The organism is Variovorax sp. Soil_C_19 (genome assembly GCF_057657255.1).
In genome coordinates, this window is the sequence record NZ_JBDGIV010000002.1 from 19507 (window position 1) to 43921 (window position 24415).

General features: G+C 68.9%; 23 protein-coding genes and 1 pseudogene. 5 read left to right on the plus strand and 19 right to left on the minus strand.

All coding sequences use genetic code 11. The features are described 5' to 3' along the window. Window positions 1-78: 78 nt before the first annotated feature. The 8 genes and pseudogenes from AC3A6R_RS04575 to AC3A6R_RS04610 all read right to left on the minus strand — a co-directional run. A pseudogene (locus tag AC3A6R_RS04575) lies at window positions 79-318 on the minus strand (ArsR/SmtB family transcription factor); the annotation flags it as partial. Between the two features lie 55 nt (window positions 319-373). Further along, window positions 374-1492 carry an acyltransferase family protein gene (locus tag AC3A6R_RS04580; protein WP_487858613.1) on the minus strand — a complete coding sequence of 373 codons (1119 nt, stop codon included), beginning with the start codon at window positions 1490-1492 and terminating at the stop codon, window positions 374-376. 38 nt (window positions 1493-1530) lie between these two features. Then, complete coding sequence (locus tag AC3A6R_RS04585; RefSeq protein WP_487857858.1) at window positions 1531-2493, minus strand: NAD(P)H-dependent flavin oxidoreductase; 963 nt, start codon at window positions 2491-2493, stop codon at window positions 1531-1533. Window positions 2494-2573: 80 nt separating this feature from the next. Further along, the gene (locus tag AC3A6R_RS04590; protein ID WP_487857859.1) at window positions 2574-4364 is read right to left on the minus strand and encodes an acyl-CoA dehydrogenase; all 1791 of its coding nucleotides are present in this window, start codon (window positions 4362-4364) and stop codon (window positions 2574-2576) included. A gap of 84 nt (window positions 4365-4448) precedes the next feature. After that, window positions 4449-5381 carry an electron transfer flavoprotein subunit alpha/FixB family protein gene (locus AC3A6R_RS04595; RefSeq protein ID WP_487857860.1) on the minus strand — a complete coding sequence of 311 codons (933 nt, stop codon included), beginning with the start codon at window positions 5379-5381 and terminating at the stop codon, window positions 4449-4451. Between the two features lie 13 nt (window positions 5382-5394). After that, window positions 5395-6144 (minus strand): electron transfer flavoprotein subunit beta/FixA family protein, encoded by a 750-nt coding sequence (locus AC3A6R_RS04600; protein WP_487857861.1) that lies wholly within the window; start codon window positions 6142-6144, stop codon window positions 5395-5397. A gap of 138 nt (window positions 6145-6282) precedes the next feature. Beyond that, window positions 6283-7563 carry a mechanosensitive ion channel family protein gene (locus tag AC3A6R_RS04605; RefSeq protein ID WP_487857862.1) on the minus strand — a complete coding sequence of 427 codons (1281 nt, stop codon included), beginning with the start codon at window positions 7561-7563 and terminating at the stop codon, window positions 6283-6285. A 42-nt stretch (window positions 7564-7605) separates the two neighbouring features. Beyond that, a complete protein-coding gene (locus AC3A6R_RS04610; RefSeq protein WP_487857863.1) occupies window positions 7606-8559 on the minus strand; it encodes a histone deacetylase family protein in 954 nt (317 codons plus the stop codon). Between the two features lie 87 nt (window positions 8560-8646). Here AC3A6R_RS04610 and AC3A6R_RS04615 point away from each other — a divergent pair, with 87 nt between their 5' ends. Genes AC3A6R_RS04615 through AC3A6R_RS04635 form a run of 5 tightly spaced genes read left to right on the plus strand, consistent with a single transcriptional unit; the run spans window position 8647 to window position 14361 of the window. Continuing rightward, entirely contained in the window at window positions 8647-9567 is a 921-nt protein-coding gene (locus AC3A6R_RS04615) for an AAA family ATPase (protein WP_487857864.1), read from the plus strand. A gap of 12 nt (window positions 9568-9579) precedes the next feature. Continuing rightward, entirely contained in the window at window positions 9580-10551 is a 972-nt protein-coding gene (locus AC3A6R_RS04620) for a DUF58 domain-containing protein (RefSeq protein WP_487857865.1), read from the plus strand. Further along, window positions 10545-12575 (plus strand): transglutaminase TgpA family protein, encoded by a 2031-nt coding sequence (locus AC3A6R_RS04625; protein ID WP_487857866.1) that lies wholly within the window; start codon window positions 10545-10547, stop codon window positions 12573-12575. The genes AC3A6R_RS04620 and AC3A6R_RS04625 overlap by 7 nt, the downstream gene beginning before the upstream one ends. A gap of 45 nt (window positions 12576-12620) precedes the next feature. After that, a complete protein-coding gene (gene mltB / locus AC3A6R_RS04630; RefSeq protein ID WP_487857867.1) occupies window positions 12621-13712 on the plus strand; it encodes a lytic murein transglycosylase B in 1092 nt (363 codons plus the stop codon). A gap of 4 nt (window positions 13713-13716) precedes the next feature. After that, entirely contained in the window at window positions 13717-14361 is a 645-nt protein-coding gene (locus AC3A6R_RS04635) for an HD domain-containing protein (RefSeq protein ID WP_487857868.1), read from the plus strand. Here AC3A6R_RS04635 and AC3A6R_RS04640 read toward each other — a convergent pair. From AC3A6R_RS04640 to AC3A6R_RS04690, 11 genes are all read right to left on the minus strand, one after another. After that, the gene (locus AC3A6R_RS04640) at window positions 14354-14848 is read right to left on the minus strand and encodes a hypothetical protein (RefSeq protein WP_487857869.1); all 495 of its coding nucleotides are present in this window, start codon (window positions 14846-14848) and stop codon (window positions 14354-14356) included. The two genes, AC3A6R_RS04635 and AC3A6R_RS04640, sit on opposite strands and share 8 nt — an antisense overlap. Beyond that, entirely contained in the window at window positions 14845-15945 is a 1101-nt protein-coding gene (locus AC3A6R_RS04645; protein ID WP_487857870.1) for a beta-ketoacyl synthase N-terminal-like domain-containing protein, read from the minus strand. The genes AC3A6R_RS04640 and AC3A6R_RS04645 overlap by 4 nt, the downstream gene beginning before the upstream one ends. Next, window positions 15942-16217 carry an acyl carrier protein gene (locus tag AC3A6R_RS04650; RefSeq protein WP_487857871.1) on the minus strand — a complete coding sequence of 92 codons (276 nt, stop codon included), beginning with the start codon at window positions 16215-16217 and terminating at the stop codon, window positions 15942-15944. The genes AC3A6R_RS04645 and AC3A6R_RS04650 overlap by 4 nt, the downstream gene beginning before the upstream one ends. After that, on the minus strand, window positions 16214-17371 hold the full coding sequence (locus tag AC3A6R_RS04655; protein ID WP_487857872.1) for an ABC transporter permease: 1158 nt from the start codon (window positions 17369-17371) through the stop codon (window positions 16214-16216). Before AC3A6R_RS04655 ends, AC3A6R_RS04650 begins: the two co-directional genes overlap by 4 nt. Window positions 17372-17379: 8 nt before the next feature. Beyond that, entirely contained in the window at window positions 17380-18288 is a 909-nt protein-coding gene (locus tag AC3A6R_RS04660) for an ABC transporter ATP-binding protein (protein WP_487857873.1), read from the minus strand. A gap of 252 nt (window positions 18289-18540) precedes the next feature. After that, window positions 18541-19530, minus strand: a complete 990-nt coding sequence (darH, locus tag AC3A6R_RS04665) for a BtrH-related acyltransferase DarH (protein WP_487857874.1) — start codon at window positions 19528-19530, stop codon at window positions 18541-18543. Further along, entirely contained in the window at window positions 19527-19922 is a 396-nt protein-coding gene (locus AC3A6R_RS04670; protein WP_487857875.1) for a DarG family dialkylresorcinol biosynthesis protein, read from the minus strand. The genes darH and AC3A6R_RS04670 overlap by 4 nt, the downstream gene beginning before the upstream one ends. Window positions 19923-19933: 11 nt before the next feature. Beyond that, the gene (locus AC3A6R_RS04675; protein WP_487857876.1) at window positions 19934-21070 is read right to left on the minus strand and encodes a beta-ketoacyl-ACP synthase III; all 1137 of its coding nucleotides are present in this window, start codon (window positions 21068-21070) and stop codon (window positions 19934-19936) included. Then, entirely contained in the window at window positions 21060-22040 is a 981-nt protein-coding gene (locus tag AC3A6R_RS04680; protein ID WP_487857877.1) for a dialkylresorcinol condensing enzyme, read from the minus strand. Before AC3A6R_RS04680 ends, AC3A6R_RS04675 begins: the two co-directional genes overlap by 11 nt. Before the next feature lie 234 nt (window positions 22041-22274). After that, window positions 22275-24005, minus strand: coding sequence for an ABC transporter substrate-binding protein (locus tag AC3A6R_RS04685; protein WP_487857878.1), 1731 nt, complete (start codon window positions 24003-24005; stop codon window positions 22275-22277). Window positions 24006-24095: 90 nt separating this feature from the next. Then, window positions 24096-24404 carry a DUF2160 domain-containing protein gene (locus AC3A6R_RS04690; protein ID WP_487857879.1) on the minus strand — a complete coding sequence of 103 codons (309 nt, stop codon included), beginning with the start codon at window positions 24402-24404 and terminating at the stop codon, window positions 24096-24098. Window positions 24405-24415 lie beyond the last annotated feature (11 nt).

The following is a 24415-nucleotide window of genomic DNA, read 5'->3' on the forward strand; positions in this document are numbered from 1 at the left end:
GAGAAAGCGCGCCAGTGCATCGAGTCGCCCGGTCCAGAATTTCTCGTAGCGCGACAACCACATGGCGGCCTCCTGCATGGGCTGCGGCGACAGTTCGCAGCGCACGATCCGGCCCGCCTTCGTGCGCGAGATGAGGCCGGCCTCCTCGAGCACGCGAAGGTGCTTCATGAAGCCGGTCAGCGACATGCCATGCGGCTCGGCGAGTTGGGTCACGCTGAGGCTGCACTCGCCCAGGGTCTCGAGCACGGCACGCCGTGTCGGGTCGGACAGTGCGGCGAACACTGCATCGAGCGTCGCCTGATCTTCTGAGTGAACCATGAGGTTAAGTATCGCGGCAGCGGCCGGCTGCGTCAAGCCGGTGGGCGCAGCGCGCTCAGGCGGACACCAGCACGCCGCTCACGAGCAGCACCGTGAACAATGCGGCCACCGCCCGCCATGAGACCGGGCGCGCCTCCACCCAGCGGTACAGCAGATGCGCGGCGGCCACCGACAGCGCGAAGGTCGCGGCGAGGCCGAGCGCATCGATCCAACCCGCGTGCGGCTCCATCCGCGCCACCAGGGCATTGGTTGCCAGCAGCACCGGAAAGTGGATCAGGAACAGCGAGTACGAAATGCGGCCCAGGCGCTGCAATGGCATGGCGAAGCCGGGCCGCCCTGCAAGCGCGAGCCAGCCACGGCGCTGCGCGATGGCGATCAGCATCGCGCTCGCGAGCGCCAGCGCGATGCGACTGCGCCAGTCGATCGCGAGCGCGGCGGCGCCGGTCAGCATGAGCAGCGCCACGGCGCCCTGCCAGGTGCTCGCACGCGTGGCGCGGCCGATCCAGAACACCAGCATGCCGAGCCCGTACGCGCCGAAGAAATAGAAGGCCGTGTCGTCGAGGTCGGCGTCGCAGTTGAAGAGCGCCAGCGATGCCACGGCGGCGGCGAGCACCAACGCGACCGGCGTCCAGCGCTCGCGCGCCGACACCGGCGCGTCCGCGGGTGCGCGCCGCCGCCATGCCGCGGGCAGGCCCATGAGCGCGAGCGCCAGCACGAACAGCTGGAAGTCGATCGCCACATACCAGACGCCGGTCGACAGCGACTCGTAGTCGAGCAGGTCCTGCAGCAGGAGCCCGTGCGCGAGCAGTTGGCCGAGGCTCGGCGCGGCCGGCACGTCCTCGTCGCCGAGCAGGGGCCGCACGAGCGCCGCCACGAGCACGCAGGCAGTGAGCGCGGCCAGGTAAGGCATGGCGAGGCGCCCGTAGCGCTGCCATATCCGCGCGGCCGGCGAGCGGTCGGCGCGCAGCACGCCGTCGGGCGCGAGGCTGGCCGCCGCGAGAAAGCCCGCAATCACGAGGAAGACCTGCACCGCGAGCCGTCCTTCTTCGGCCAGCCAGCCGAAGAAGGCCGGCGCAACGGCAAGAGCGCCGTCGGGCATCGCGCCGTAGCGCGACAGGTGGTGGCCGACGATCACCGCACAGGCGATGCCCTTGGCGATGTCGAGCAGCGGCATGCGCCCGCGCTCGGCGGGCGCCGCGGCGGGCCCTGGGCTCAAAGCGCGAGCCGCTGCCTTGCCTCTTGGTATTCGCGCTTGAGCTTCTCGATGTAGGCGGCGGCGCTCGACACCTCGGTGACGGCGCCGATGCCCTGGCCCGAGCCCCAGATATCTTTCCAGGCCTTGGCCTTGCTGCCCTCGCCGCCGCCGAAATTCATGGTCTTCACGTCGCCTTCGGGCAGGTTGGTCGGGTCCATGCCGGCCTTCACGATGCTCGGCGCCAGGTAGTTGCCGTGCACGCCGGTGAAGAGGTTCGAATAGACGATGTCGTCCGAGTTTCCGTCGACGATGGCCTGCTTGTAGTCGTCGCTCGCGCGCGCTTCCTCGGTGGCGATGAAGGCGGTGCCGATGTAGGCGAAGTCGGCGCCCATGGCCTGCGCCGCGAGCACGGCGCCGCCGGTGGCGATCGAGCCCGACAGCGCGATGGGGCCGTCGAACCACTGGCGGATCTCCTGCACCAGCGCGAACGGGCTCTTCACGCCCGCATGGCCGCCGGCGCCGGCCGCCACGGCGATGATGCCGTCGGCGCCCTTCTCGATCGCCTTCTGCGCGAACTTGTTGTTGATGATGTCGTGCAGCGTGACGCCACCGTAGCTGTGCACCGCGTCGTTCACGTCGGTGCGCGCGCCGAGCGAGGTGATGACGATCGGCACCTTGTACTTCACGACCATCTCCATGTCGTGCTCGAGCCGGTCATTGCTCTTGTGCACGATCTGGTTGATGGCGAACGGCGCGGCGGGCTTGTCGGGGTTGGCCTTGTTGTAGGCCGCGAGTTCCTCGGTGATCTCGGCCAGCCAGTCTTCGAGTTGCGCCGCGGGACGCGCATTGAGCGCCGGCATCGCGCCGACCACGCCGGCCTTGCATTGCGCGATCACGAGCTTGGGGTTGCTGATGATGAACAGCGGCGAGCCGATGATGGGCAGCGGAAGGTTCGCAAGGACGGGGGGCAGCTTCGACATGTCTTCTCCGGAATGGGGTTCGGCTTTATATAAGAGGAAGGCCTCGATCGCCCGTCAGCCAGGCGACACGGAGCCGGGATTCAGAAGGCTTCGAGCGCCAGCGCCGTCACGCTCTCGGCGCCCTCGACGATGCTGTCGCGCAGGCCGGGCGCCTTGGCGAGGATGTGCTCGGCATAGAAGCGCGCGGTCACGATCTTGGCCTGCATGAAGTCGACGTCGACGTTGCGCGAGGCCTGCTCCTCGGCAATGACCAGCGAGCGCGCGAGCTGCCAGCCGGCCACGAGATTGCCCGCGAGCATCAGGTACGGCACGCTGCCCGCGAACACCGCGTTGGGCGATGCCTTGGTGTGGCCGGCGACGAAGTCGACCACCTCGACGAAGGCTTCGCGCGCGGCCTTCAGGCGCTTGTGCACGGCCGCCGCCGCGGCGCTCTCGCGCTTGGCGAGCTCGGCCTCGGTCTTCTCGATCTGCGCGGCGATGGCACGGGCGGTCTGGCCGCCGTCGCGCGCGGTCTTGCGGCCCACGAGGTCGTTGGCCTGGATCGCGGTGGTGCCTTCGTAGATCGTGAGGATCTTCGCGTCGCGGTAGTACTGCGCGGCGCCGGTCTCCTCGATGAAGCCCATGCCGCCATGCACCTGCACGCCGAGCGAAGTGACCTCGAGGCTCATCTCGGTGCTGTAGCCTTTCACGAGCGGCACCATGAATTCGTAGAAGGCCTGGTTCTGCTTGCGCGCCTCGGCATCGGGGTGATGGTGCGCGGCGTCGTAGGCAGCTGCAGCCACCGCGGCCATCGCGCGGCAGCCTTCGGTGTAGGCGCGCATCGTCATGAGCATGCGCTTCACGTCGGGGTGGTGGATGATCGGCGCGCTGGCGTTCATCGAACCATCGACCGGGCGGCTCTGCACGCGGTCTTTCGCGTAGGCCACGGCATGCTGGTAGGCGCGCTCTGCGATGGCGATGCCCTGCATGCCGACCGCATAGCGGGCGGAGTTCATCATGATGAACATGTACTCGAGGCCGCGGTTCTCCTGGCCGACGAGATACCCGACGGCCCCCCCGTTGTCGCCGTACTGCAGCACGGCCGTTGGCGAGGCCTTGATGCCCATCTTGTGCTCGATGCTCACGCAGTGCACGTCGTTGCGCGCCCCGAGCGAGCCGTCCTTTTCGACCAGGAACTTCGGCACCACGAACAGGCTGATGCCCTTCACGCCCTCGGGCGCGCCGGTCACGCGCGCGAGCACGAGGTGCACGATGTTCTCGGCCATGTCGTGCTCGCCGTAGGTGATGAAGATCTTGGTGCCGAAGACCTTGTAGCTGCCATCGGGCTGCGGCTCGGCGCGGCTGCGCACCAGCGCGAGGTCGCTGCCGGCCTGCGGCTCGGTCAGGTTCATCGTGCCGGTCCACTGGCCGCTCACGAGCTTCTCGAGGTACACCGCCTTGAGTTCGTCCGAGCCCGCGGTCAGCAGCGCCTCGATGGCGCCGTCGCTCAGCAGCGGGCACAGCGCGAAGCTCATGTTGGCCGAGTTGAGCATCTCGCCGCAGGCTGCACCGATGGTCTTCGGCAGGCCTTGCCCGCCGAAGTCGGCCGGATGCTGCAGCCCCTGCCAGCCACCCGAGGCGTACTGCGCGAATGCTTCCTTGAAGCCCTTCGTGGTCGTCACGTCACCGTCCTTGAACGACGAGGGTTCGCGGTCGCCCACCACGTTCAGCGGCGCGACCACGTCCTGGTTGAAGCGCGCGCATTCCTCGAGCACGGCCTGCGCGGTTTCGAGGCCGGCATCCTCGAAGCCCGGCAGCCTGGCGATCTCGCCGATGTCGGCAAGGTGCTCGATGTCGAACAGCATGTCCTTGAGGGGGGCGATGTAGCTCATGGTCTTGTCTCCAGATGCGGCGGATACGGCGGATACGAAAAGGGCATCGCGAACGATGCCCTTCGGCTCAGTGCGGCAAGGCGATCAGAGCGCCTTGGTCAGTTCCGGCACGGCCGTGAACAGGTCGGCCACGAGGCCGTAATCGGCCACCGAGAAGATCGGCGCCTCTTCGTCCTTGTTGATCGCGACGATCACCTTCGAGTCCTTCATGCCGGCCAGGTGCTGGATCGCGCCCGAGATGCCCGCGGCGATGTAGAGCTGCGGTGCGACGATCTTGCCGGTCTGGCCCACCTGCCAGTCGTTCGGTGCGTAGCCCGCATCGACCGCGGCGCGGCTCGCGCCCAGGCCCGCGTTGAGCTTGTCGGCCAGCGGCGTCATGACTTCGGTGAACTTCTCGGCGCTGCCCAGTGCCCGGCCACCCGAGACGATGATCTTGGCGGCCGTGAGTTCGGGGCGGTCGCTCTTGGTGACCTCGCGGCCCACGAAGCTCGACTTGCCGCTGTCGGCCACGCCTTCGGCGGTTTCGACCGTCGCGCTGCCGCCGGTTGCTGCGGCGGCATCGAAGCCGGTCGTACGCACGGTGATCACCTTGGTGGCATCGCTGCTCTGCACGGTGGCGATGGCATTGCCGGCATAGATCGGGCGCTCGAAGGTGTCGGGGCTCTCGACCTTGGTGATGTCGGAGATCTGTGCCACGTCGAGCTTGGCGGCCACGCGCGGTGCGACGTTCTTGCCGTTGGCGGTCGAGGGGAACAGGATGTGGCTGTAGTTGCCCGCGATGGCGAGCACCTGCGCGGCCACGTTCTCGGCCAGGTTCTCGGCGAGCGACGGGCTGTCGGCCACGATGACCTTGGCCACGCCCGCGATCTGGGCGGCGGCCTTGCCGGCTTCGGCGGCATTGGCACCGGCGACGAGCACGTGCACGTCGCCGCCGCAGGCGAGGGCTGCGGTCACGGTGTTGAGGGTCGCGGGCTTGACGGTCGCGTGGTCGTGTTCGGCAATAACAAGTGCGGTCATTTTTTGTTCCTCCTCAGATCACTTTGGCTTCGTTCTTGAGCTTGTCCACCAGCGTGGCGACGTCGGGCACCTTGATGCCGGCGCCGCGCTTGGGCGGCTCGCTGACCTTGAGGGTCTTCAGGCGCGGCTTGACGTCGACGCCCAGGTCTTCGGGCTTGAAGGTGTCGAGTTGCTTCTTCTTGGCCTTCATGATGTTGGGCAGCGTGACGTAGCGCGGCTCGTTCAGGCGCAGGTCGGTGGTGATGACCGCCGGCAGGCTGAGCTGGATGGTTTCCAGGCCGCCGTCGACCTCGCGCGTCACGGTGGCCTTGCCGTCGGCCACTTCGACCTTCGAGGCGAAGGTGGCTTGCGGCAGGTCGGCGAGTGCGGCGAGCATCTGGCCGGTCTGGTTGGCGTCGTCGTCGATGGCCTGCTTGCCGAGGATGACGAGCTGCGGCTGTTCCTTGTCGATCAGCGCCTTGAGCAGCTTGGCCACGGCCAGCGGCTGGAGTTCTTCGGAGGTCTCGACCAGGATGCCGCGGTCGGCGCCGATGGCCATCGCGGTGCGCAGCGTTTCCTGGCATTTGGCATCGCCGCAGGAGACGGCGATCACTTCGGTGACCACGCCCTTCTCCTTGAGCCGCACGGCCTCTTCGACCGCGATCTCGTCGAAGGGGTTCATGCTCATCTTGACATTGGCAATATCGACACCGGTGCCGTCGCTCTTCACGCGCACCTTGACGTTGTAATCGACGACCCGTTTGACAGGCACTAGAACCTTCATTGACTTGACTCCATTGGGATTGCAAAAAGGGGGCTGCGAGAGCAACCGGTCATTCTAGAGTCCGGCCCCGGCCGGCTCCGCATTCGTCGCGATCAGTACTGCACTGCAGCAAAAAAGAACGGTCGTGCTTTTCGGTGATTATACGGCAGGGTCGGCGGGTGCCGAAAGGCCCGCCGGCATCGATTCCACGCGCAGCACGCGCTGCGGGTACGGAATGTCGATGCCCGCGGCACGCAGCCCTTCGAGGATCGCGATGTTGATCTCCGAGCGCACGTTGTCCTTGCCCTTGTCGGGGTCGGTGACCCAGAAGTTCAGCACGAACTCGAGCCCGTCGGGCGCGAAGCTGACCAGGTAGCTGACCGGCTCGGGATCGGTCATGACGCGCGGCTGGGCCCTGGCCGCGCCGGTCAAGATCGATTGCACCTGCGCCACGTCGCTCTCGTAGCCCACCACGATGCGCGTGGTGATGTTGAACTTGAGGTCGGCCATCGAGAGGTTCTCGACCCGGCTCGTGATGAGCGATTCGTTCGGCACGATGGCTTCGCGGCCGTTGCCCGCCCGGATCAGCGTGTAGCGCGTCTTGATGTCGGTGATGCGGCCCTCGAAGGTGTCGACCTTGACGTTATCGCCGATGCGGATCGAACGCTCGAGCAGGATCACGAAGCCGCTCACGTAGTTGGCCGCGAGCTTCTGCAGGCCGAAGCCCAGGCCCACGCCGAATGCGCCGCCGAGCACCGACAGCGCCGTGAGGTCGACACCCACCGCCGATAGCGCGAACAGCAGGCCCACCAGCAGCAGGAAGGCGCGCACCGCGTTCGAAGCCACCTTGCGCATCGACAGGTCGGTCACGGCCTCGCGCAGGATGCGCTTCTCGATGGTGGCGGCGATCCAGAGCGCGATCACCATCACCAACCCCGCCGAGAGCACGCCCTGCACGATGGTCTGCAGGCTCACGCGCGTCTTGCCGAAGGCCAGCGTGATCTCGTCGAGTTCGGCCAGAAGCGGCGGCAGCAGCCCGACGATCCAGAGGATCGCGGCGATCCAGGCCAGCCACGAGATCGTGCGCTCGACGAGCCGCACCAGGTGCGAGGTGGGAAACACCGCCCGCATCACGCGCGCGCACAGGCGGATCACCGCGAGCGACAGGAACACCGACACGCCAATGCGCAGCATCAGGACCGTCTGGTACTCGGCCACGGTGCGCCGAGCGAGCTCGGCGAACACCAGCGCGAGCAGCGGGAACAGCACGCCGTCGAAGATGCGCTCGCCGAACCAGATCGAGTCCTTGGGCTGGTCGCGGCCGAACCAGCGGCTCACCAGCCAGGCGAGCGCCACGCAGGCCACGAGCGCCGCGAGTTCGATGCCGATGCCGCGCGCGTCGACCAGGTTCAGCCGTTGTGTGAAGTCGTGGAAGTTCATGGACCGAGGCAAAAGGGCTTCGCGCCCACGCCGTGCGGGCGCTCAGAGACCCGCAAGCACTCGGATGTGGGCTTCGACGCTGCGCGCCAGCGCATCGAGGTTGTAGCCACCTTCGAGCATCGAGACGACGCGGCCCTGCGCATGGCGCCGGGCCACGTCCTGGATGCGCCTCGTGATCCAGCTGAAGTCGCTCTCGGTGAGCCCGAGCTGGCCCAGGTCGTCCTCGCGGTGGGCGTCGAAGCCCGCGCTCACGAACACCATCTGCGGCGCGAACTCCTCGAGCCGCGGCATCCAGAGCGCCTCGATCAGCTCGCGCACGTCCATGCCCTTGGTGTAGGCCGGAACCGGCAGGTTCAGCATGTTCGCGGCCGGTTGATTGGTGCCGCTGTAGGGGTAGAACGGATGCTGGAAGAAGCCCACCATCAGCACGCGCTCATCGTCCGAAAGGATGTTCTCGGTGCCGTTGCCGTGGTGCACGTCGAAGTCGACGATCGCCACGCGCTCGAGCCCGTGCACCTCGAGCGCATGCCGCGCCGCGATGGCCACGTTGTTCAGGAAGCAGAAGCCCATCGCCTGCTCGCGGCAGGCGTGGTGGCCCGGCGGGCGCACCGAGCAGAAGGCGTTCTCGATCTCGCCCGCGATCACCGCGTCGGTGGCGGCAATGGCAGCGCCCGCAGCGCGGCGCGCAGCCAGCAGCGTGTAGCGGTTCAGGATGGTGTCGGGGTCGAGCTGTGCGTGGCTGGGTCCGCCGGCTGGCTCGTCGGCCACGAGACGCTGGTGCAGCGACTCAAGGTATTCGAGGTGCGCTTCGCTGTGCGCCCGCGTGATCTGCGACAGCGTGGCGAGCGGCACCTCGCGGCGCTCGAGGGCATCGCCCACGCCGGTAGCGAGCAGCCGGTCCTCGATGGCATCGAGACGCTCGGGACATTCGGGATGGCCCCGGCCCATGTCGTGCTTCCAGCAATCGCGATGTGTGAAGTAGCCGGTCGTGCCCATGTGACTCTTTTGTTGCTGGACTTGTCTAGACCTCACACGGCATGGGGCCGCGCGGTCTTCGGGTATCGTTTGCATATGGATACAAATATGGACGTTGCCGCCAAACTTTCCACTTTGCTAAATCAGCTTAACACGGTGATTGTCGGCAAGGAGACCCAGGTGCGCGACTGCGTGGCGTGCCTGCTGGCGGGCGGCCACCTGCTGATCGAGGACGTGCCCGGGGTCGGAAAGACCACCCTCGCCCATGCGCTGTCGCACACCTTCGGGCTGCAGTTCTCGCGCGTGCAGTTCACCGCCGACCTGATGCCGGGCGACCTGTCGGGCGTCGCGATCTACGACCGCGGCCAGCAATCGTTCGTGTTCCATCCGGGCCCGATCTTCGCGCAGGTGCTGCTGGCCGACGAGATCAACCGCGCCAGTCCCAAGACCCAGAGCGCGCTGCTCGAGGCCATGGAAGAGAAGCAGGTCACGATCGAGGGCGAGACCCGACCGCTGCCCACGCCGTTCTTCGTGATCGCCACGCAGAACCCGCAGGACCAGCTCGGCACCTTTGCCCTGCCCGAATCGCAGCTCGACCGCTTCCTGATGCGCATCTCGCTCGGCTATCCCGACCGCGCCGCGGAGCGCGAACTGCTCGCGGGCGCCGACCGTCGCGAGATGCTCGCCACGCTGCCGGCGCTGCTCACGGCCGGCGAACTCACGGCCCTGCAGCAGCGCGTGCAGCAGGTGCATGCGGCCGAGCCGCTGCTGAACTACGTGCAGGACCTGATCGCCGCCACGCGGTCGGGCCGCTGGTTCCTGCAGGGCCTGTCGCCGCGCGCCGGCATCGCGGTGCTGCGCGCCGCCAAGGCGCAGGCGCTTCTGGCCAACCGCGACTACGTGGCGCCCGACGATGTGCAGTCGGTGCTGCCGCAGACCATTGCGCACCGCCTCACGCCCGTCGGCGACGCGGGCCGCGGCGCGGTCGAGCAGGTGCGCGCGATGATCGCCGACGTGCCGCTGCCCTAGGCTGGCGCCCTCATGATCGCGTCGCTCCGTTCGCGCATCGACGGCTGGTTCCTGTCGCGCCGGCCGCCCTCGGACACGCTCGAACTCACACAGCGCAACGTCTACATCGTGCCCACGCGCGCCGGCTGGACGCTGGCCGCCACGCTGCTGGTGCTGCTCGTGGCCTCGATCAACTACCAGCTCAACCTCGGCTACCTGCTGACCTTCCTGCTTGCGGGCAGCGTGGCCGTGGGCATGCATGTCTGCCACGCCACGCTGCGCGGGCTGGCGCTGCACCTGGCGCCGCCGGAGCCGCACTATGCGGGCGCGGCCGCCGTCTTCCGCGTGGTGCTGCACAACACGCGGCGCAGCGTGCGCTACGGCATCGGCATGGCGGTGCGCGGCAGCGGCCACTGGGCCTGGACCGACGTGCCGGCCGAAGGCAGCGCCACGGTCGAGATCGCGTTCCTGCCCGAGCGGCGCGGCCTGCATCCGGTGCCGCCGCTCACGGCCGAAACGCGCTTTCCGCTCGGCACCTTCCGCGTCTGGACGGTGTGGCGGCCGGCGGCGCAGATGCTGGTCTATCCGGCGCCCGAGGCGCATCCGCCGCCGCTGCCGCCCGCCGAGCCGCTCACCGGCGCGGCCGCGGTGTCGTCGGCGCTGCGCGCGCAGGCAGCCGGCGAGTACGACGGCCTGCGGGCCTACCAGCGCGGCGATCCGCTCAAGCTGGTGGTCTGGAAAAGGGCTGCCCGCGCACAGGCCACCGGCTCCGAAGAGCTCGTGAGCCGCGACCTGCAGCAGACGCAACGCGAAGAACTGTGGCTCGACGCGCAGGCTGCTGGTCTGGCCGACACCGAGGCCCGACTCTCGCGGCTGTGCGCCTGGGTGCTGATGGCCGAGCGGCTGGGCGTGGACTATGGCGTGCGCGTGGCGGGCCGCGTGGTGCAGCCCTCGCAGGGCGAAGCCCACCGCCGTGCCTGCCTGGAGGCACTGGCGCTATGTTGAAGAAACTCGCACGCGAACTGGCAGCCCTGCCGCGGGATGCCCGCGACACGCTGTTCCTGCTTGCGGTGATCGCGCTGATCGTCCTGCCGCAGGCCTCCAATCTGCCGTGGTGGTGCAGCGCCATCACCGCGATGGTGCTGGTGTGGCGCGGCATGCTCGCGGTCGAGGCCAAGCCGTTGCCCGGCAGATGGTGGCGCGTGGGCCTGCTGGTGCTCACGCTCGCGGCCACCTTCGCGACCCACCGCACGCTGCTCGGGCGCGATGCCGGCGTCACGCTGGTCGTGGTGCTGCTCGCGCTCAAGACGCTGGAGCTGCGCGCGCGCCGCGACGCCTTCGTGCTGTTCTTCCTGGGCTTCTTCGCGATGCTCACGAACTTCTTCTATTCGCAGTCGCTCGTGACCGCGTTCCTGATGCTGCTCGCGCTGCTCGGCCTGCTGACGGCGCTGGTCAACGCGCACATGCCCGTGGGTCGTCCGCCGTTGATGCAGGCGGCGCGCACCGCGGGCTGGATGGCGCTGGCCGGCGCGCCGATCATGCTCGCGCTGTTCATGCTGTTCCCGCGCTTCGCGCCGCTCTGGGGCACGCCGGGCGATGCCATGGTCGGCCGCACCGGCCTGTCGAACACCATGCGTGTGGGCACCATCGCGCAGCTCGCGCTCGACGACGGCATCGCGGCGCGCATTCGCTTCGACGATGGCCGCATCCCGCCGCAGAGCCAGCTCTATTTCCGCGGCCCGGTGCTGGCGCGCTTCGACGGCCGCGAATGGACCTCGCTGCCGGCCTGGCTGCGCGGCGCGCCGTCGCCTTCGAACCTGCGCACCCGCGGAGCGCCGGTGCGCTACGAAGTCACGCTCGAGCCCAACCACCGGCCGTGGCTGCTCACGCTGGATGCGGCAGCCACCGCGCCGGAACTGCCCGGCTTCGGCGTGACCGGCACGAGCGACCTGCAATGGCTCGCGAATCGCCCGGTTTCCGACCTGGTGCGCTACCGCGCCGAAAGCCACACTCAGTTCGAAAGCGGCCCGACGCGGCAAAGCGGCCTGCTGCAGGCCTATCTGGCGCTGCCGCCCGGAACCAATCCGCGCACCGCCGAACTGGCCGCCCAGATGCGCGCCGACCCGGCCCTGGCCGCCGCCGACACGCCGGCATTCGTGCGCGCCGCGCTGCAGCGGCTGCGCACGGGCGGCTACACCTACACCCTGGAGCCCGGCGTCTACGGCAGCGAGACGGCCGACGAGTTCTGGTTCGACCGCAAGCAGGGCTTCTGCGAGCACATCGCCTCGGCATTCGTGGTGCTGATGCGCGGCCTCGGCATTCCCGCACGCATCGTGACCGGCTACCAGGGCGGCGACTTCAACCGCATCGACGGCTACTGGATGGTGCGCCAGAGCGATGCGCATGCCTGGGCCGAGGTCTGGCAGGAAGGCACGGGCTGGGTGCGCGTCGACCCCACGGCGTCGGTGGCGCCGGGCCGGGTCGGACAGCTGCAGCGGCTGGTGCCGCAGCCAGGGCTGTTCGAGGGCGCGATCGGCGCCATGAGCCCGACGCTCGCCCAGACCGTGCGCGCCGCCTGGGAGGCGGTCAACAACGGCTGGAACCAGTGGGTACTCAACTACAGCCAGAGCCGGCAGCTCAATCTGCTGAAGAACCTCGGTTTCGACGCGCCGAGCCTCGCGGACCTGGCCTACGTGCTGCTCTGCCTGCTGGTGGGCGCGAGCCTGGCCGGCGCGGCATGGACGCTGTGGGAGCGCAGCCGGCACGACCCGTGGCTGCGGCTTCTCGGGCAGGCGCGCGCGCGGCTCGCCAAGGCGGGCCTGAAGGTGCTCGAGACCGCACCGCCCCGGCAGATCGCTCAGCAGGCGGAGGCGCGCTTCGGCCCGGCCGCAACAGCCGTGCGCGACTGGCTGCTGAAGCTCGAGGCGCAGCGCTATGCCAAGGCATCGGCCACGTCGGCTGCCTCGCTCGCGGCGCTGCGCGCCGAGTTCCGCCGCCTCGACTGGCCGTCAGCCCAGAACCGCCGCTGAAGCGCCCGCGGCAGCCGCGCCCGCGCGGACGGCACAATCGCTTCCATGCGATCTGTTCTTTCTGCGCCGTCGCGCGCCGCCACCCTCGCCCTGTTTGCCGCCTGCTGCGTCTGGCCCCTGGGCGCAGCGGCCCAGAAGGCCTCGTCCCAACGTGCGGTCAAGACCGTGACCGGCAGCACGCCCTATGCCACGCGCGACGACGCGATGCAGTTCGCCGACCAGGTGGCCGAGCGCCGCGGCCTCGACCGCGACTGGGTGCGCGCCACCATCGGCAGCGCGCGCTTCTTGCCGAACGTGCCGCGTCTGATGCTGCCGGGCCCGCCGGGCACGGTGAAGAACTGGCAGGCCTATCGCAGCCGCTTCATCGATGCCACCCGTATTGCCGCGGGCGTGCGCTTCTGGCAGGCCAATGCCGAGACGCTCGCGCGGGCCGAGGCGATGTACGGCGTGCCGCCCGAGATCATCGTGGGCATCGTCGGCGTCGAGACGATCTACGGCCGCAACATGGGTAACTTCCGCGTGATCGATGCGCTCGCGACGCTGTCCTTCGATTTTCCGCAGGGCCATCCGCGCGCGGCCGAGCGCGAGGCCTTCTTCCGCGGCGAGCTCGAGGCCTTTCTCGGCGACAACGGCCGCACCTCGCGCAATCCGCTGCTGCCCGTCGGCAGCTACGCGGGCGCCATGGGCATGCCGCAGTTCATGCCGAGCAGCATCGCGAAGTACGCGGTCGACTTCGACGCCGACGGCCGCATCGACCTGGTCGACAACCCGGTCGACGTGATCGGCTCGGTGGCCAACTACTTCAAGGCCTTCGGCTGGACACCCGGCATGCCGTCGACCTATGCGGTGCGCTTCGATGAAGCGCGCCTCAAGAAGGCGCTGCTGCTGGCGCCCGACATCAAGCCGACCTTCAGCGCCGACAGCTTCGTGGCTGCCGGCGCCGTGCCCGAGAGCGAGGGCCTCCGGCACCAGGGGCTGCTCGCGCTGATCGAACTGCAGAACGGCGCCAATGCCGAACCGACCTACGTGGCCGGCACGCAGAACTTCTACGTGATCACGCGCTACAACTGGAGCAGCTACTACGCGATGTCGGTGCTCGATCTCGGCCAGGAGATCAAGGCCGCGATGGCGCAATAGAACCATGTCGACGGCGACGCCGCTCGGGCCCGATGCGCTCTGCGACAACTGGCGCGCAGCGTGGCACGACGTGGGTGCGGCCGCCACCGACGACGCGCTGTGCCTTGCACTGCAGCGCTGCTACGCCGAGCCACAGCGCCACTACCACACCCTGCAGCACTTGGGCGAATGCCTGGCCTGGTTCGACCGCGAGAAGCAGCTGGCCGAACATCCGGGCGAAGTCGCGCTGGCGCTCTGGTTCCACGACGCAGTCTACGACGTGCATGCGCACGACAACGAAGCCCGGAGCGCCGACTGGGCACGCCGTGCGATGCGGGACGCCGGCGTTCCGGCGCCGGCCGCCGAGCGTGTGCACGCGCTCGTCATGGCCACCTGCCACGACGCGGTGCCCGAGGGCCGCGACGCTGAATTGCTGATCGACATCGACCTGTCGATCCTCGGTGCCGATCCGGTGCGCTTCGCCGAGTACGAGCGCCAGGTACACGCCGAATACGCGTTCGTGCCCGACGCGACGCGGCTGCCGCGGCGCCGCGCGATCCTGCAGCGCTTCCTCGACCGCGAAGCGATCTACGCCACGCCCCGCATGCACGCGCTGCTCGAGGCGCAGGCGCGTGCCAACCTGACGCGCTCGATCGCCGCGCTCAGCTGATCGGCACCAGCCGCCACCATTCGGAGCGTGCGGCCTCGCCGTTGCGCCCCTCCTCCACCACGCCGACGAGCAAGCCGGCGCTTCCCGCGCCGCACTGCGCAAGCTGCAGCGCGCGCTGCGGATCGCGGCACAGCGCAAAGCTCGCATCGCCCTGCCAGCCGAGGCAACGCCCGACCTCCGCGAGCATCAGCGCCGGCTGCCCCTGCATGAAGGTGAAAGGCATCAGCATGCCGGCATCGTGCTGCGCCAGCCCCGCATGCGTGGCGCTCCAGGCACCGCGCAGGCTGGCCACGCGCAGGCGTGTGCCGGCCGGCAGCACGGCCTCGCCGGCTTCATCGAGGCAGCGGCGCGCACCGTACATCGCCAGCTCGGTCCAGAGGCCGACGCGCCGCGGCCGGTAACCGAGCCGCTCGGCGAGCCGGTCGCGCCAGTCCTCGGGGGGCGCATCGGCACCCACGTGCGCGACGGTGCGCCAGGCCGGCTTCATGCGGCAGCGTCCGACAGCACCAGCGCGGCATGCCCGCCACCGAAGCCGACCACGTTGAGCAGCATGTGGCGCAGCCGCGCTGGTGCCTGCCCGGCCAGCGCGACACCGAGCCGATCGTCGATCGCGTGGGCCGCCGCGGGCCAGCAGCCGGCTTCGATGCAGGCCGCCAGCAGCGCCAGTTCGGCCGCGCCCGAGGCGCCGAGCGTGTGGCCGATCCACGCCTTGAGCGACACCAGCGGCGGCAGCGGCGCCGCGCCGAACACCTGCTTCAGCGCCTCGGCCTCGATGGCGTCGTTGACGGGGCTGCCCGCGGCCTGCACCTTGACCAGGTCGATGTCCGCTGGCCGAAGCCCGGCCTGCGCCAGCGCGCCCTCGCACATGGCGAGCACCGCGCCCGCTTCGGTGCCCGAGGGATTGCGCCCGTCCACCACGTTGGCGCCGCCGGCGATGCGCCAACGGCCCGCGCGCGACGCCGTGAGGCGCAGCGCGGCCACCGCCTCGCCGAGCACCAGCCCGTTGCGCCCGGCGCCGAAAGGCCGCGCCGCACCGTCGGGCGACAGCAGCTGCATCGCGCCAAAGCCCGCCAGCGTGAAGCGGTTGCCGAGCTCGGCGCCGACGACGAGCGCCTCGTGCGCCTCGCCGCTGCGGACCAGGTCGCATGCCGCGAGCACGGCATTGAAGGACGAGGTGCAGGCGGTGGACACGGTGAAGACCGGCCCCTGCCAATCGAGCGCGCCGGCGACGATGCCCGCGAAGTCCTGCAGGTCGCCGCCCAGGCGCAGGTCCTGCGGCGCCTGCTCCATCGCGCCGATGTCGAGCGACGACGAGGCGACGAAGAGCGGACCGCCGCGCGCGGCACCCAGGCCCGCTTCGGCCGCCACGCTGCGCACCGTGTGCACCAGACGCTGCTGCCAGTCGCCCTCGCCGCGCGGCAGGCGGTAGACCGGCCATTGCACGCCCGGTGACACCGCGACCGGTTCGGGCGCCATGGCGGCACCGCGTCCGATCGCTGCGACAGCCGACCGCAAGTCGGGCCCGAGCGCGCATGCGAGCCCCGTGCCCGCGAGGTACACGCCTGCGCCCGCACCGACGCTCATGCCTTGCCGGCCCGCACGAGGTGGTCGGCAAGGTGCGCGATCGACGCCAGCGCGCGGCGCGTTTCCTTGCTGTCGGGCATGCGCAGGCCAAAGCGCTGCTGCACCGTCATCGAGACCTGCAGCGCGTCGAGCGAGTCGAGGTCGAGGCGCGCGTCGGGGCCGAACAGCGGTTCGTCGTTGCCGAGCCCGCCCGGCGGCGCTTCCTTCTCGACGGCCTCGAGCACCATGGCCTTGAGGGTTGCGATGAATTCGGGGGAGATGGTGTCGGTCACGTTGCGGGTCTGCGAAAGAGGAAGACGGCGAGCACGAACATGGCGGCCGCGAAAAGCACCAGCCGGCCGACCTGCGGCAGCGTGTCGACCACGCCGCCGCCGCGCAGCAGCACGGTGAGCAGCGCCTCGAGGCCCCAGTTCATCGGCGACACCTCGACCAGCCGCTGCATGAAGCCGGGCATCACGAACTTCGGCACCATGATGCCGCCCGCGGCCGCCATCAGCACATTGACCATCGGCCCGACGGTCGCGGCCTGCGCATGGCTGCGCACCGCGCAGGCGATCGCGAGCGACAGGCTGACCGCGGCCAGGCTCACCGCCGCGAGCGCCACCGCCAGCGCGCCCCAGTGGATGCCCGCGAGCGACAGCGCATCGCCGCCGATCAGCGGCATCAGCCAGATGCCGGCTGCGAGCATCAAGAGCGCCTGCAGCGCATTCACGCCGAGGTAGGGCAGAGCCTTCGACGCCAGCAGCATGGCGCGCGAAACCCCGAGGCTGCGCAGCCGCCCGAGCGCGCCGGAACTGCGCTCCTGCACGAACAGGCTCGAGAGCGAGGCCACCACGAAGAACATGCCGAACACCAGCCAGGCCGGCACGTTCTGCTGCACCGACGTGGGCCGCGGCCCGCTGGTGGCATGGCGCTCGGCATGCACCAGCGCCTGGATCGATGCGCCGGCCGGCGGGCTGGCGGTGCCGGGCACCGCGAGCGCGAGCCGCGCCTTGAGCTCGCCCGAGGCGCCCACGAGTTCGGCACGCAGCGCATTGAACAGGTTGGCGTCGATGCCCGGCTCCGCGAGCAGGCGGATGTGCGCGCGGCGCGGCAGCGCGGCCGATTCGAGCTCGTCCGAGAGGCCAGGCTCCAGCACGATCACGTACTTGAGCGCGCCGCTCTTGAGCTGCGCCTGCCAGTCGGCGTCGAGCGCACGCGGTTCGCCGTGGCTGCGGGCCCAGATCTGCCGCAGCCACTGCGCGGGCGTGCCGCTGTCGCGCAGGTCGACCGCGTAGCTCAGCTCGGCCAGCGGCGCGCGGTAGATGTCTTTGAGCGTGAGCGACATCAGCACGATGAACACCATCGGAAGCAGGAACAGCGCCGCCAGCCCGTGCACGTCGCGCACGAGTGCGAGCAGTTCCTTTTTGATGAGTGCGATCAGCATCGAATCCTTCAATCGCGCAACGAGCGATGCGTGAGCGCCATGAAGAGCTGTTCGAGGTCGTGGCGGCCGAACTCGGCATGGCGCACCGCGATGCCTTCAGCCTCGAGCGCCGCGAGCACCGGGGCCGGGCCGACACCTTCGTTCAGGTGCACGCGCCAGTGCACGCCGCCCTCTTCCACCGTGCCGAAGCGCGAGAGCATCGCGGCATCGAGCCCGTCGGCGGCGAGCGTGAGCAGCATCGCGCTTTTGGAAAGCAGTGCGTCGAGCGAACCTTCGCGCAGCACGCGGCCGTGGTCGAGGATCGCGACGCGGTCGGCGATGGCCTCGATCTCTTCCATGTAGTGCGAGGCGTAGATCACGGCCGCGCCCTGCTGCGCCAGGCTCTTGATGGCATCGAGAATGAAGGCGCGCGACTGCGGATCGACGCCCACGGTGGGCTCGTCGAACAGCATCAGCTCGGGCTCGGGCAAGAGCGCGATCGCGAGATTGAGCCGGCGCTTGAGCCCGCCCGACAGGCGCTCGGCGCGCACGCCGGCAAACTGTTCGAGCTGCGCAAAGCCGATGCACTCGCCAATGCGCGTCTTGCGCCGGCCGCCCGACAGCCCGCCGGCCGCGGCAAAACAGGCCAGGTTCTCGGCCACAGTGAGCATCGGATAGAAGGCATGCTCCTGCGGCGCTACCGCGATGCGCGTGGGCGCGTTCGCACGAACCTGTGCCAGCGGCTGGCCATCGATGTGGATCTCGCCGGTCTGCACCTCGAGCGCGCCCGAGAGGTGGGAGATCAGCGTGGTCTTGCCGGCGCCGTTGGGGCCGAGCAGGCCCATGACCGAGCCCCGCGGCACCGTGAGCGAGACGTCCGCCAGCGCCGCCGCATCGCTGTGCGGATAGCGGTGGCCGAGGTGCTTCAGTTCGAGCATGTCGGGGGTCGTTTTTGACGCTGTTGTTCGGGGGGCGATCCCGCCGACGGTGGGCTCCCCTCCGCGAATGTCCCCCGGCCTGCGGCCTCCTCCTCTATTTCGCTGCGCAAGGCACCCCATCGACGTGATCGCTGCGCAGAGCGGTCGTTGATCGGCGATGCACAGCGAGCGTGTCCCGGTGCCCTGGGCACGCGCCCTGGACGGCAGCGCCCAAGACAAGGCCCGCGTCGAAAGGAAGGAAGAAACCCCATCTCAGGCCACCGCCGCCTTGAGGTCGCGAAAGAACGCTTCTTCCTCCTGCGACAGCGCACGCAACATCGAAGCGAGCCGCCCCGGATCGACCGCCTCGCGCCCCTTCACCATGCGCGCCGCCTTGAGCGCAAACGCGCGCCAGTTGTCGCCGATGGCGATCAGCCGCTCCGACATCTGCGTGAGCTGCGGCTTGCCGAGCAGTTCGGCAGCCTCCTGCAAAAAGGCCGCGTAGATGAACCGGAAGCCCGCACCGCCCGTGCCGATCTCTTCCTGCATGCGCACCACGTGGCCGATGAAGTCGACGCTGCGCGGATCGGTCGCGGCGAGCTTCTGCAGGCGTGCGGCCAGCATGCGCATGCCGCGCACGCCCACGATCGGAATCGGTGCGAGCATGGTGCGCACCGTCTTTCGGATCGCCTTCGTCACCGAGGCCGCATCGGGCGCCTTGCGCTCGATCGCCTGCGGGTAGTACATGAGCCCCTTGGGCGCGAGCACGCCCTTGGCGAAGCGGGCACGCGCAAGGTCGGCGCTGGCGCAGCGCACGGGTTCTTCGAACACCGGGTCGCTGATGAGGTAGTCGTCGCCGTCCTTGCCGTAGACCAGCAGGTTGTGCGCATTGAAGTGGAAGCGCATGTTGGGCGGAAAGTACGGCAGCCAGTAGACCGAGGTCTGCAGGCCCACCAGCTGGCCCCCGGCCAGCAGCGCGTCGAGCCGCTGCTCGCCGGCCTCGGCGCTGCGGAAGGTCTCGAAGCGAAAGCGTGCGGCCATCGGCGCCAGCAGGCCCTTGATGATGGCCTTGGGCGGCATGCGGTACGAGATCAGCGGCAGGCCCGACAGCTTGATGAACGGCAGGTATGCGAACGACAGCGCCGACGAGAGGCCGAACGCCATCGCCTCGGTCATCGGCGCGCCGTGGTGGCGCATCAGGCTCGAGATGACGCCGCTTTCGCAGTGCGCCGCTTGCTGGTGCGCGAAGTTCGTCGTCGTCATGGCAGGCTCCGCAAGGTGGCGATGGAAAGTCCCAGCGCCTCGGCGTAGCGCGCCAGCTGCCGCCCGGAAAGCGCCGCGAAGTGCCGCGGCTGCAGGTGGCGGCGCACGCGCCACTGCCAGAAGCCGCTGGTCTGCGAGAGCAGCGCCACGTCCATGCGGCGCGCGTACATCCAATATTCGAGCGGCGACGCGACCCCGGCCGCTACGCGCACCCTGGCGGCCTCGGCCTGCTCCACCAGCACGTCGACCGCATGGCTCGTGACGATCTCCTCCGCCTCCCACCCGCGTGAGCGCGTGGTGACCACGCGGCCCTGCGCATCACGCGCGTACATGAGCTTGGAATGCCCGTCGAGCGTGGCATTGCCCTCTTGCGGAACAGCGTCGAGGTCCATGGCGATTCCGGTCAGACGGCGGTCAGGTGGATGAAGCCGCTCGAGAAGCGGCCGCTCTCGGGCACGAACATCAGGAGCTTCTGCCCCGGCCGGATGCGGCCCGATCGGAACAGCTCGTCGAGCATGATGTATGGCGATGCCGATCCGGTGTTGCCCTTGGTCGCCAGGTTGGTGAACCAGCGCTCGCGCGGGATCGCGAAACCCAGGTTATCGAGGCACTGCGCCACCGGCTCGAAGAAGTAGCTCGACGAGAGATGCGGCAGGAACCAGTCGATCTCGCCCGCCTTCAGGCTGCGCTTGTCGATGAGGCCCGCGAGCGGCTCGCCGAGCGTGGCGCGCACGATGTTCTCGTTGAGCAGGCGCACGTCCTGCTTCACCGCGAAGGTGGATGCGTGCGCCCAGTCGCCCGGCGCGGTGTGCGCCCAGCCGTCGAGCCCGCCGCCGGCGTTCTTCTCGGCGCCCGCGTACATGCAGACCGGCAGTTCGTGCGCGGCCGAAGAGAGCTCGATCCAGTCCACGCGCAGCGACAGCGGCCCGCGCGGCTCGCGTTCGAGCAGCACCGCGCCCGCGCCGTCGGACAGCATCCAGCGCAGGAAGTCTTTCTCGAACGCGATCTCGGGCCGCTCCTCGAGCGCCGCGAGCTTGTGCGCGAGCTCGGCCTCGAAGCGGTCGCCGCGCATCACGGCAGAGGCCAGCTCCGAACCGGTGGCCACGGCACGCCGCGCATCGCCCGCGCGCACCGAGAGCCAGGCATGCTTGAACGCCGCGGCACCCGCCAGGCAGATGCCCGCGCAGGCCACCACCTCGAGCCGCGGCCAGCCGAGCTCGCCGTGCACCATCACCGCATGGTTGGGCATCAGCTGGTCGGGCAGCGAGGTGCCGGTGGCAAGGCAGTCCACGGGACCGATGTCGTCGCCGAGCGCCCGGATCGCGGCCGCCGTGAGCTGCGCATTGCTCATGGCGAGCCGGCCGGTGGCGCGGTCGATCGCGTAGTGGCGCGACTGGATGCCGTTGCTGCGAAGAATGAGCCGCCGTGCGCGCGATGCCTTGCCGCCGATGCGGCCGAGGACCTCTTCGATGTCTTCGTTGCCGACCGCGGAAAAAGGCAGGAAGGCGGCGGTGCGGGTCAGGAAGACTTCAATCGTCATAAAGCGGAACACGGTCCATGCCCGAGCCCGAGGGGTGTTCGAAATGGGCCGTCATTTTAGTGAGCCAGCGCCCGAACAGCGGCCGCAACAGGGCCTGGAGCGCCAGGCTCACCGGCACCACCGTGACGATCAGCGCCAGCAAGAAGAGCACATAGAGCAGCAGCAGCGGCTTGCGCTGCCAGGCGCCCGGCCGGCCCGCTGCCATGATCAGCCGCCCCCAGAGAAAGAAGCTGCGCGTGCCGGCCTTCTCGCTCGCGAGCAGCCGGGCATCGGCCTTGACAGCGCCCAGGCCCGCGAGCAGCGGCTCGGCCCCGCGCTCGAGGTCATGCAGGAGCGCATCACGCAGCGCACGGCCGAAACGGGCCGCGCCACGGACCTGCGCATCGCAGAGGCCGGCGTCGGGCATGCCCCAGAAGCCGCGCTTGCGGCCCCAGATCAGCCAGGCCGGCGTGGTGAAGAAGGTGGCGAGCGTCGGGCCGGGGTCGGTGAGAACCACGTTGTCGATCAGCCGCGCGCCGACGGCGCCGAGCAGGCCCTTGAGCTTTTCGTGCGCCATGAGCCACATGTTGCGGCAAGCGATCACCGTGACCACCGGCTTGCCGCTCAGCAGCCGGGCCGCGACCGGATGCTGGAGAAAGGCGACGACGGGCTGCGACGGCGCCAGGAACCACACCTGGTACGGCAGGATGACGAGGTCGAAATCTTCCTCGCCCGTGAGCGACAGCGGCGCCAGCGGCTGCGGCTTCAGGTGGGCCGATTCGGGAAAGGCATCGAAGAAGCGCAGGAACGGCCAAGGGAACGGAAATTCCGCCACGGGCCGCAGCACTTCGACATGCACCGAGATCCCGGGATCGGCCACGAGCGGCGCCACGATCTGCCCGGCAACGGCCGCGAGTTGACCCGTCTGCGAATACTGGACGACCAGGACGCGCTTCGGGCGCGCGGCGGGGATGGGGAGGCTTGAAGTCACTTGCTGGGCGAAACGAGGGCCGTCGAATGTAAGCGAAAGAGTGCAGTCGACGCATCTGCCAATGGTCATGGCGTCGCGTATGCCCCACGCGATAGGCTACGCCAAGCAAAAAAAAGGCCGCGCCCTTCGGCGCGGCCCGACGCGAAGCACCCGTGGAACCGGCTTCGCCGGGCCACCGGGTGCGCCCCCCCAGTGGGGGGAGGCGCCGCAGGCGCTTCGGGGGGCGTCCTGTTTCTAGCGGGCCTTGCCTTCCTTCCAGGCGGTCAGCAGCTTGCTGTATTCGATCGTTTCGCCCTTGGGCTTCTCGTTGGCCAGCTTCTTCCAGGGCGCATTCTTGTCGCTGAGCCACTTGTTCGGATCGCCCTTGGCGTTGAGCTTGGGTGCGCAATGCGCCATGCCGGCACGCTGCAGACGGGCCATTACGTTGTCCATCTCGTCGGCCAGGTTGTCCATCGCCTTCTGCGGGGTCTTCTCGCCCGTGACGGCCTCGGCCACGTTCTTCCACCAGAGCTGCGCCAGCTTCGGATAGTCGGGCACGTTGGTGCCGGTGGGCGTCCAGGCCACGCGCGCCGGGCTGCGGTAGAACTCGACCAGGCCGCCAAGCTTGGGCGCCATGTCGGTCATGGCCTTCGACTGGATGTCCGATTCGCGGATCGGGGTCAGGCCCACGATGGTCTTCTTGAGCGAGACGCTCTTGGACGTGACGAACTGCGCATAGAGCCAGGCCGCGGCGGTCTTGTTGGCGTCATGGCCGTTGAAGAACGACCACGAACCCACGTCCTGGTAGCCGTTCTGCATGCCCTGCTTCCAGTACGGGCCGTTCGGGCCGGGCGCCATGCGCCACTTGGGCGTGCCGTCCTCGTTGACCACGGGCAGGCCCTTCTTGGTCATGTCGGCGGTGAAGGCCGTGTACCAGAAGATCTGCTGCGCGATCTGGCCCTGCGCCGGCACCGGGCCCGACTCGCCGAAGGTCATGCCCATGGCTTCCTTGGGCGCGTACTTCTTCATCCAGTCGATGTACTTGGTGAGCGCGTACACGGCGGCCGGCGAATTGGTGGCGCCGCCGCGCGACACGGCCGCACCCACCGGCGTGCACTTGTCGTCGGCCACGCGGATGCCCCACTCGTCGATCGGCATGCCGTTGGGGTTGCCGACGTCGGCGGTGCCGGCCATCGAGAGCCAGGCGTCGGTGAAGCGCCAGCCGAGCGACGGGTCCTTCTTGCCGTAGTCCATGTGGCCGTAGATCGGCTTGCCGTCGATGGTCTTCACGTCGACGCTGAAGAACTCGGCGATGTCCTCGTAGGCGCTCCAGTTGAGCGGCACGCCCAGGTCGTAGCCATACTTGGCCTTGAACTTGGTCTTAAGGTCCTTGCGGTCGAACAGGTCGGCGCGGAACCAGTAGAGGTTGGCGAACTGCTGGTCGGGCAGCTGGTAGAGCTTGCCGTCGGGCGCGGTGGTGAACTTGGTGCCGATGAAGTCCTTGATGTCCAGGCCCGGATTGGTGAACTCCTTGCCCGCGCCGGCCATGTAGTCGGTCAGGTTCATCATCTTGCCGTAGCGGTAGTGCGTGCCGATCAGGTCGGAGTCGGAGATCCAGCCGTCGTAGATCGACCTGCCAGACTGCATCGAGGTCTGCAGCTTCTCGACCACGTCGCCTTCCTGGATCAAGTCGTGCTTCACCTTGATGCCAGTGATCTCCTCGAAGGCCTTGGCGAGCGTCTTCGATTCGTATTCGTGCGTGGTGATGGTCTCCGACACGACCGAGATCTCCTTCACGCCCTTCGCCTGCAGCTTCTTGGCCGCATCGATGAACCACTTCATCTCGGCGGTCTGCTGCTCCTTGCTGAGCGTGGAAGGCTGGAACTCGCTGTCGATCCACTTCTTCGCCTCGGGCTCTGCGGCCCCTGCACCGTGCGCGGCGCATAGCGCCGCTGCCATTGCCAATGCCGTATAGCGCATCTTCATGAATGTGTCTCCTCGGTTGAAGGCTTCCCCGGGTGTTTCGATCGCGGCTCCGGGGAGGCGGAGAGCCGGTCGCGTCTTTCCTTGAAGAAACTAGCCCTTGCGCATCACCAGCGCGAGGAGAAACATCGACAGCACGAAGCTGATCCAGATCGACGGCTCGGCCTCGAGGCTCAGCCATTCCTGGAACTTGCCCGCGAGGCCGATGAAGATCAGGTTGAGGTAGGCGGCCGAAAGCAGGCCGATGAAGAAGCGGTCGCCGCGCGTGGTGGCAATCGGCAGCCAGCCACGGCGCATGGTGGTGGGCGACTTGAGCTCCCACACGGTCATGCCGATCAGCATCAGCACGATGCAGGTGAAGAAAACGGCCACCGGGGTGGTCCAGACCATCCAGTCAAACATGTTGCCGCCCT

Excerpts from the sequence above, each read along its gene's own strand:
- AC3A6R_RS04580 (WP_487858613.1), bottom strand. The coding sequence starts at position 1,492 with ATGCCGCTGCTCGACATCGCCAAGGGCATCGCCTGTGCGGTGATCGTC.
- AC3A6R_RS04585 (WP_487857858.1), bottom strand. The coding sequence starts at position 2,493 with ATGTCGAAGCTGCCCCCCGTCCTTGCGAACCTTCCGCTGCCCATCATC.
- AC3A6R_RS04590 (WP_487857859.1), bottom strand. The coding sequence starts at position 4,364 with ATGAGCTACATCGCCCCCCTCAAGGACATGCTGTTCGACATCGAGCAC.
- AC3A6R_RS04595 (WP_487857860.1), bottom strand. The coding sequence starts at position 5,381 with ATGACCGCACTTGTTATTGCCGAACACGACCACGCGACCGTCAAGCCC.
- AC3A6R_RS04600 (WP_487857861.1), bottom strand. The coding sequence starts at position 6,144 with ATGAAGGTTCTAGTGCCTGTCAAACGGGTCGTCGATTACAACGTCAAG.
- AC3A6R_RS04605 (WP_487857862.1), bottom strand. The coding sequence starts at position 7,563 with ATGAACTTCCACGACTTCACACAACGGCTGAACCTGGTCGACGCGCGC.
- AC3A6R_RS04610 (WP_487857863.1), bottom strand. The coding sequence starts at position 8,559 with ATGGGCACGACCGGCTACTTCACACATCGCGATTGCTGGAAGCACGAC.
- AC3A6R_RS04615 (WP_487857864.1), top strand. The coding sequence starts at position 8,647 with ATGGACGTTGCCGCCAAACTTTCCACTTTGCTAAATCAGCTTAACACG.
- AC3A6R_RS04620 (WP_487857865.1), top strand. The coding sequence starts at position 9,580 with ATGATCGCGTCGCTCCGTTCGCGCATCGACGGCTGGTTCCTGTCGCGC.
- AC3A6R_RS04625 (WP_487857866.1), top strand. The coding sequence starts at position 10,545 with ATGTTGAAGAAACTCGCACGCGAACTGGCAGCCCTGCCGCGGGATGCC.
- mltB (WP_487857867.1), top strand. The coding sequence starts at position 12,621 with ATGCGATCTGTTCTTTCTGCGCCGTCGCGCGCCGCCACCCTCGCCCTG.
- AC3A6R_RS04635 (WP_487857868.1), top strand. The coding sequence starts at position 13,717 with ATGTCGACGGCGACGCCGCTCGGGCCCGATGCGCTCTGCGACAACTGG.
- AC3A6R_RS04640 (WP_487857869.1), bottom strand. The coding sequence starts at position 14,848 with ATGAAGCCGGCCTGGCGCACCGTCGCGCACGTGGGTGCCGATGCGCCC.
- AC3A6R_RS04645 (WP_487857870.1), bottom strand. The coding sequence starts at position 15,945 with ATGAGCGTCGGTGCGGGCGCAGGCGTGTACCTCGCGGGCACGGGGCTC.
- AC3A6R_RS04655 (WP_487857872.1), bottom strand. The coding sequence starts at position 17,371 with ATGCTGATCGCACTCATCAAAAAGGAACTGCTCGCACTCGTGCGCGAC.
- AC3A6R_RS04660 (WP_487857873.1), bottom strand. The coding sequence starts at position 18,288 with ATGCTCGAACTGAAGCACCTCGGCCACCGCTATCCGCACAGCGATGCG.
- darH (WP_487857874.1), bottom strand. The coding sequence starts at position 19,530 with ATGACGACGACGAACTTCGCGCACCAGCAAGCGGCGCACTGCGAAAGC.
- AC3A6R_RS04670 (WP_487857875.1), bottom strand. The coding sequence starts at position 19,922 with ATGGACCTCGACGCTGTTCCGCAAGAGGGCAATGCCACGCTCGACGGG.
- AC3A6R_RS04675 (WP_487857876.1), bottom strand. The coding sequence starts at position 21,070 with ATGACGATTGAAGTCTTCCTGACCCGCACCGCCGCCTTCCTGCCTTTT.
- AC3A6R_RS04685 (WP_487857878.1), bottom strand. The coding sequence starts at position 24,005 with ATGAAGATGCGCTATACGGCATTGGCAATGGCAGCGGCGCTATGCGCC.
- AC3A6R_RS04690 (WP_487857879.1), bottom strand. The coding sequence starts at position 24,404 with ATGTTTGACTGGATGGTCTGGACCACCCCGGTGGCCGTTTTCTTCACC.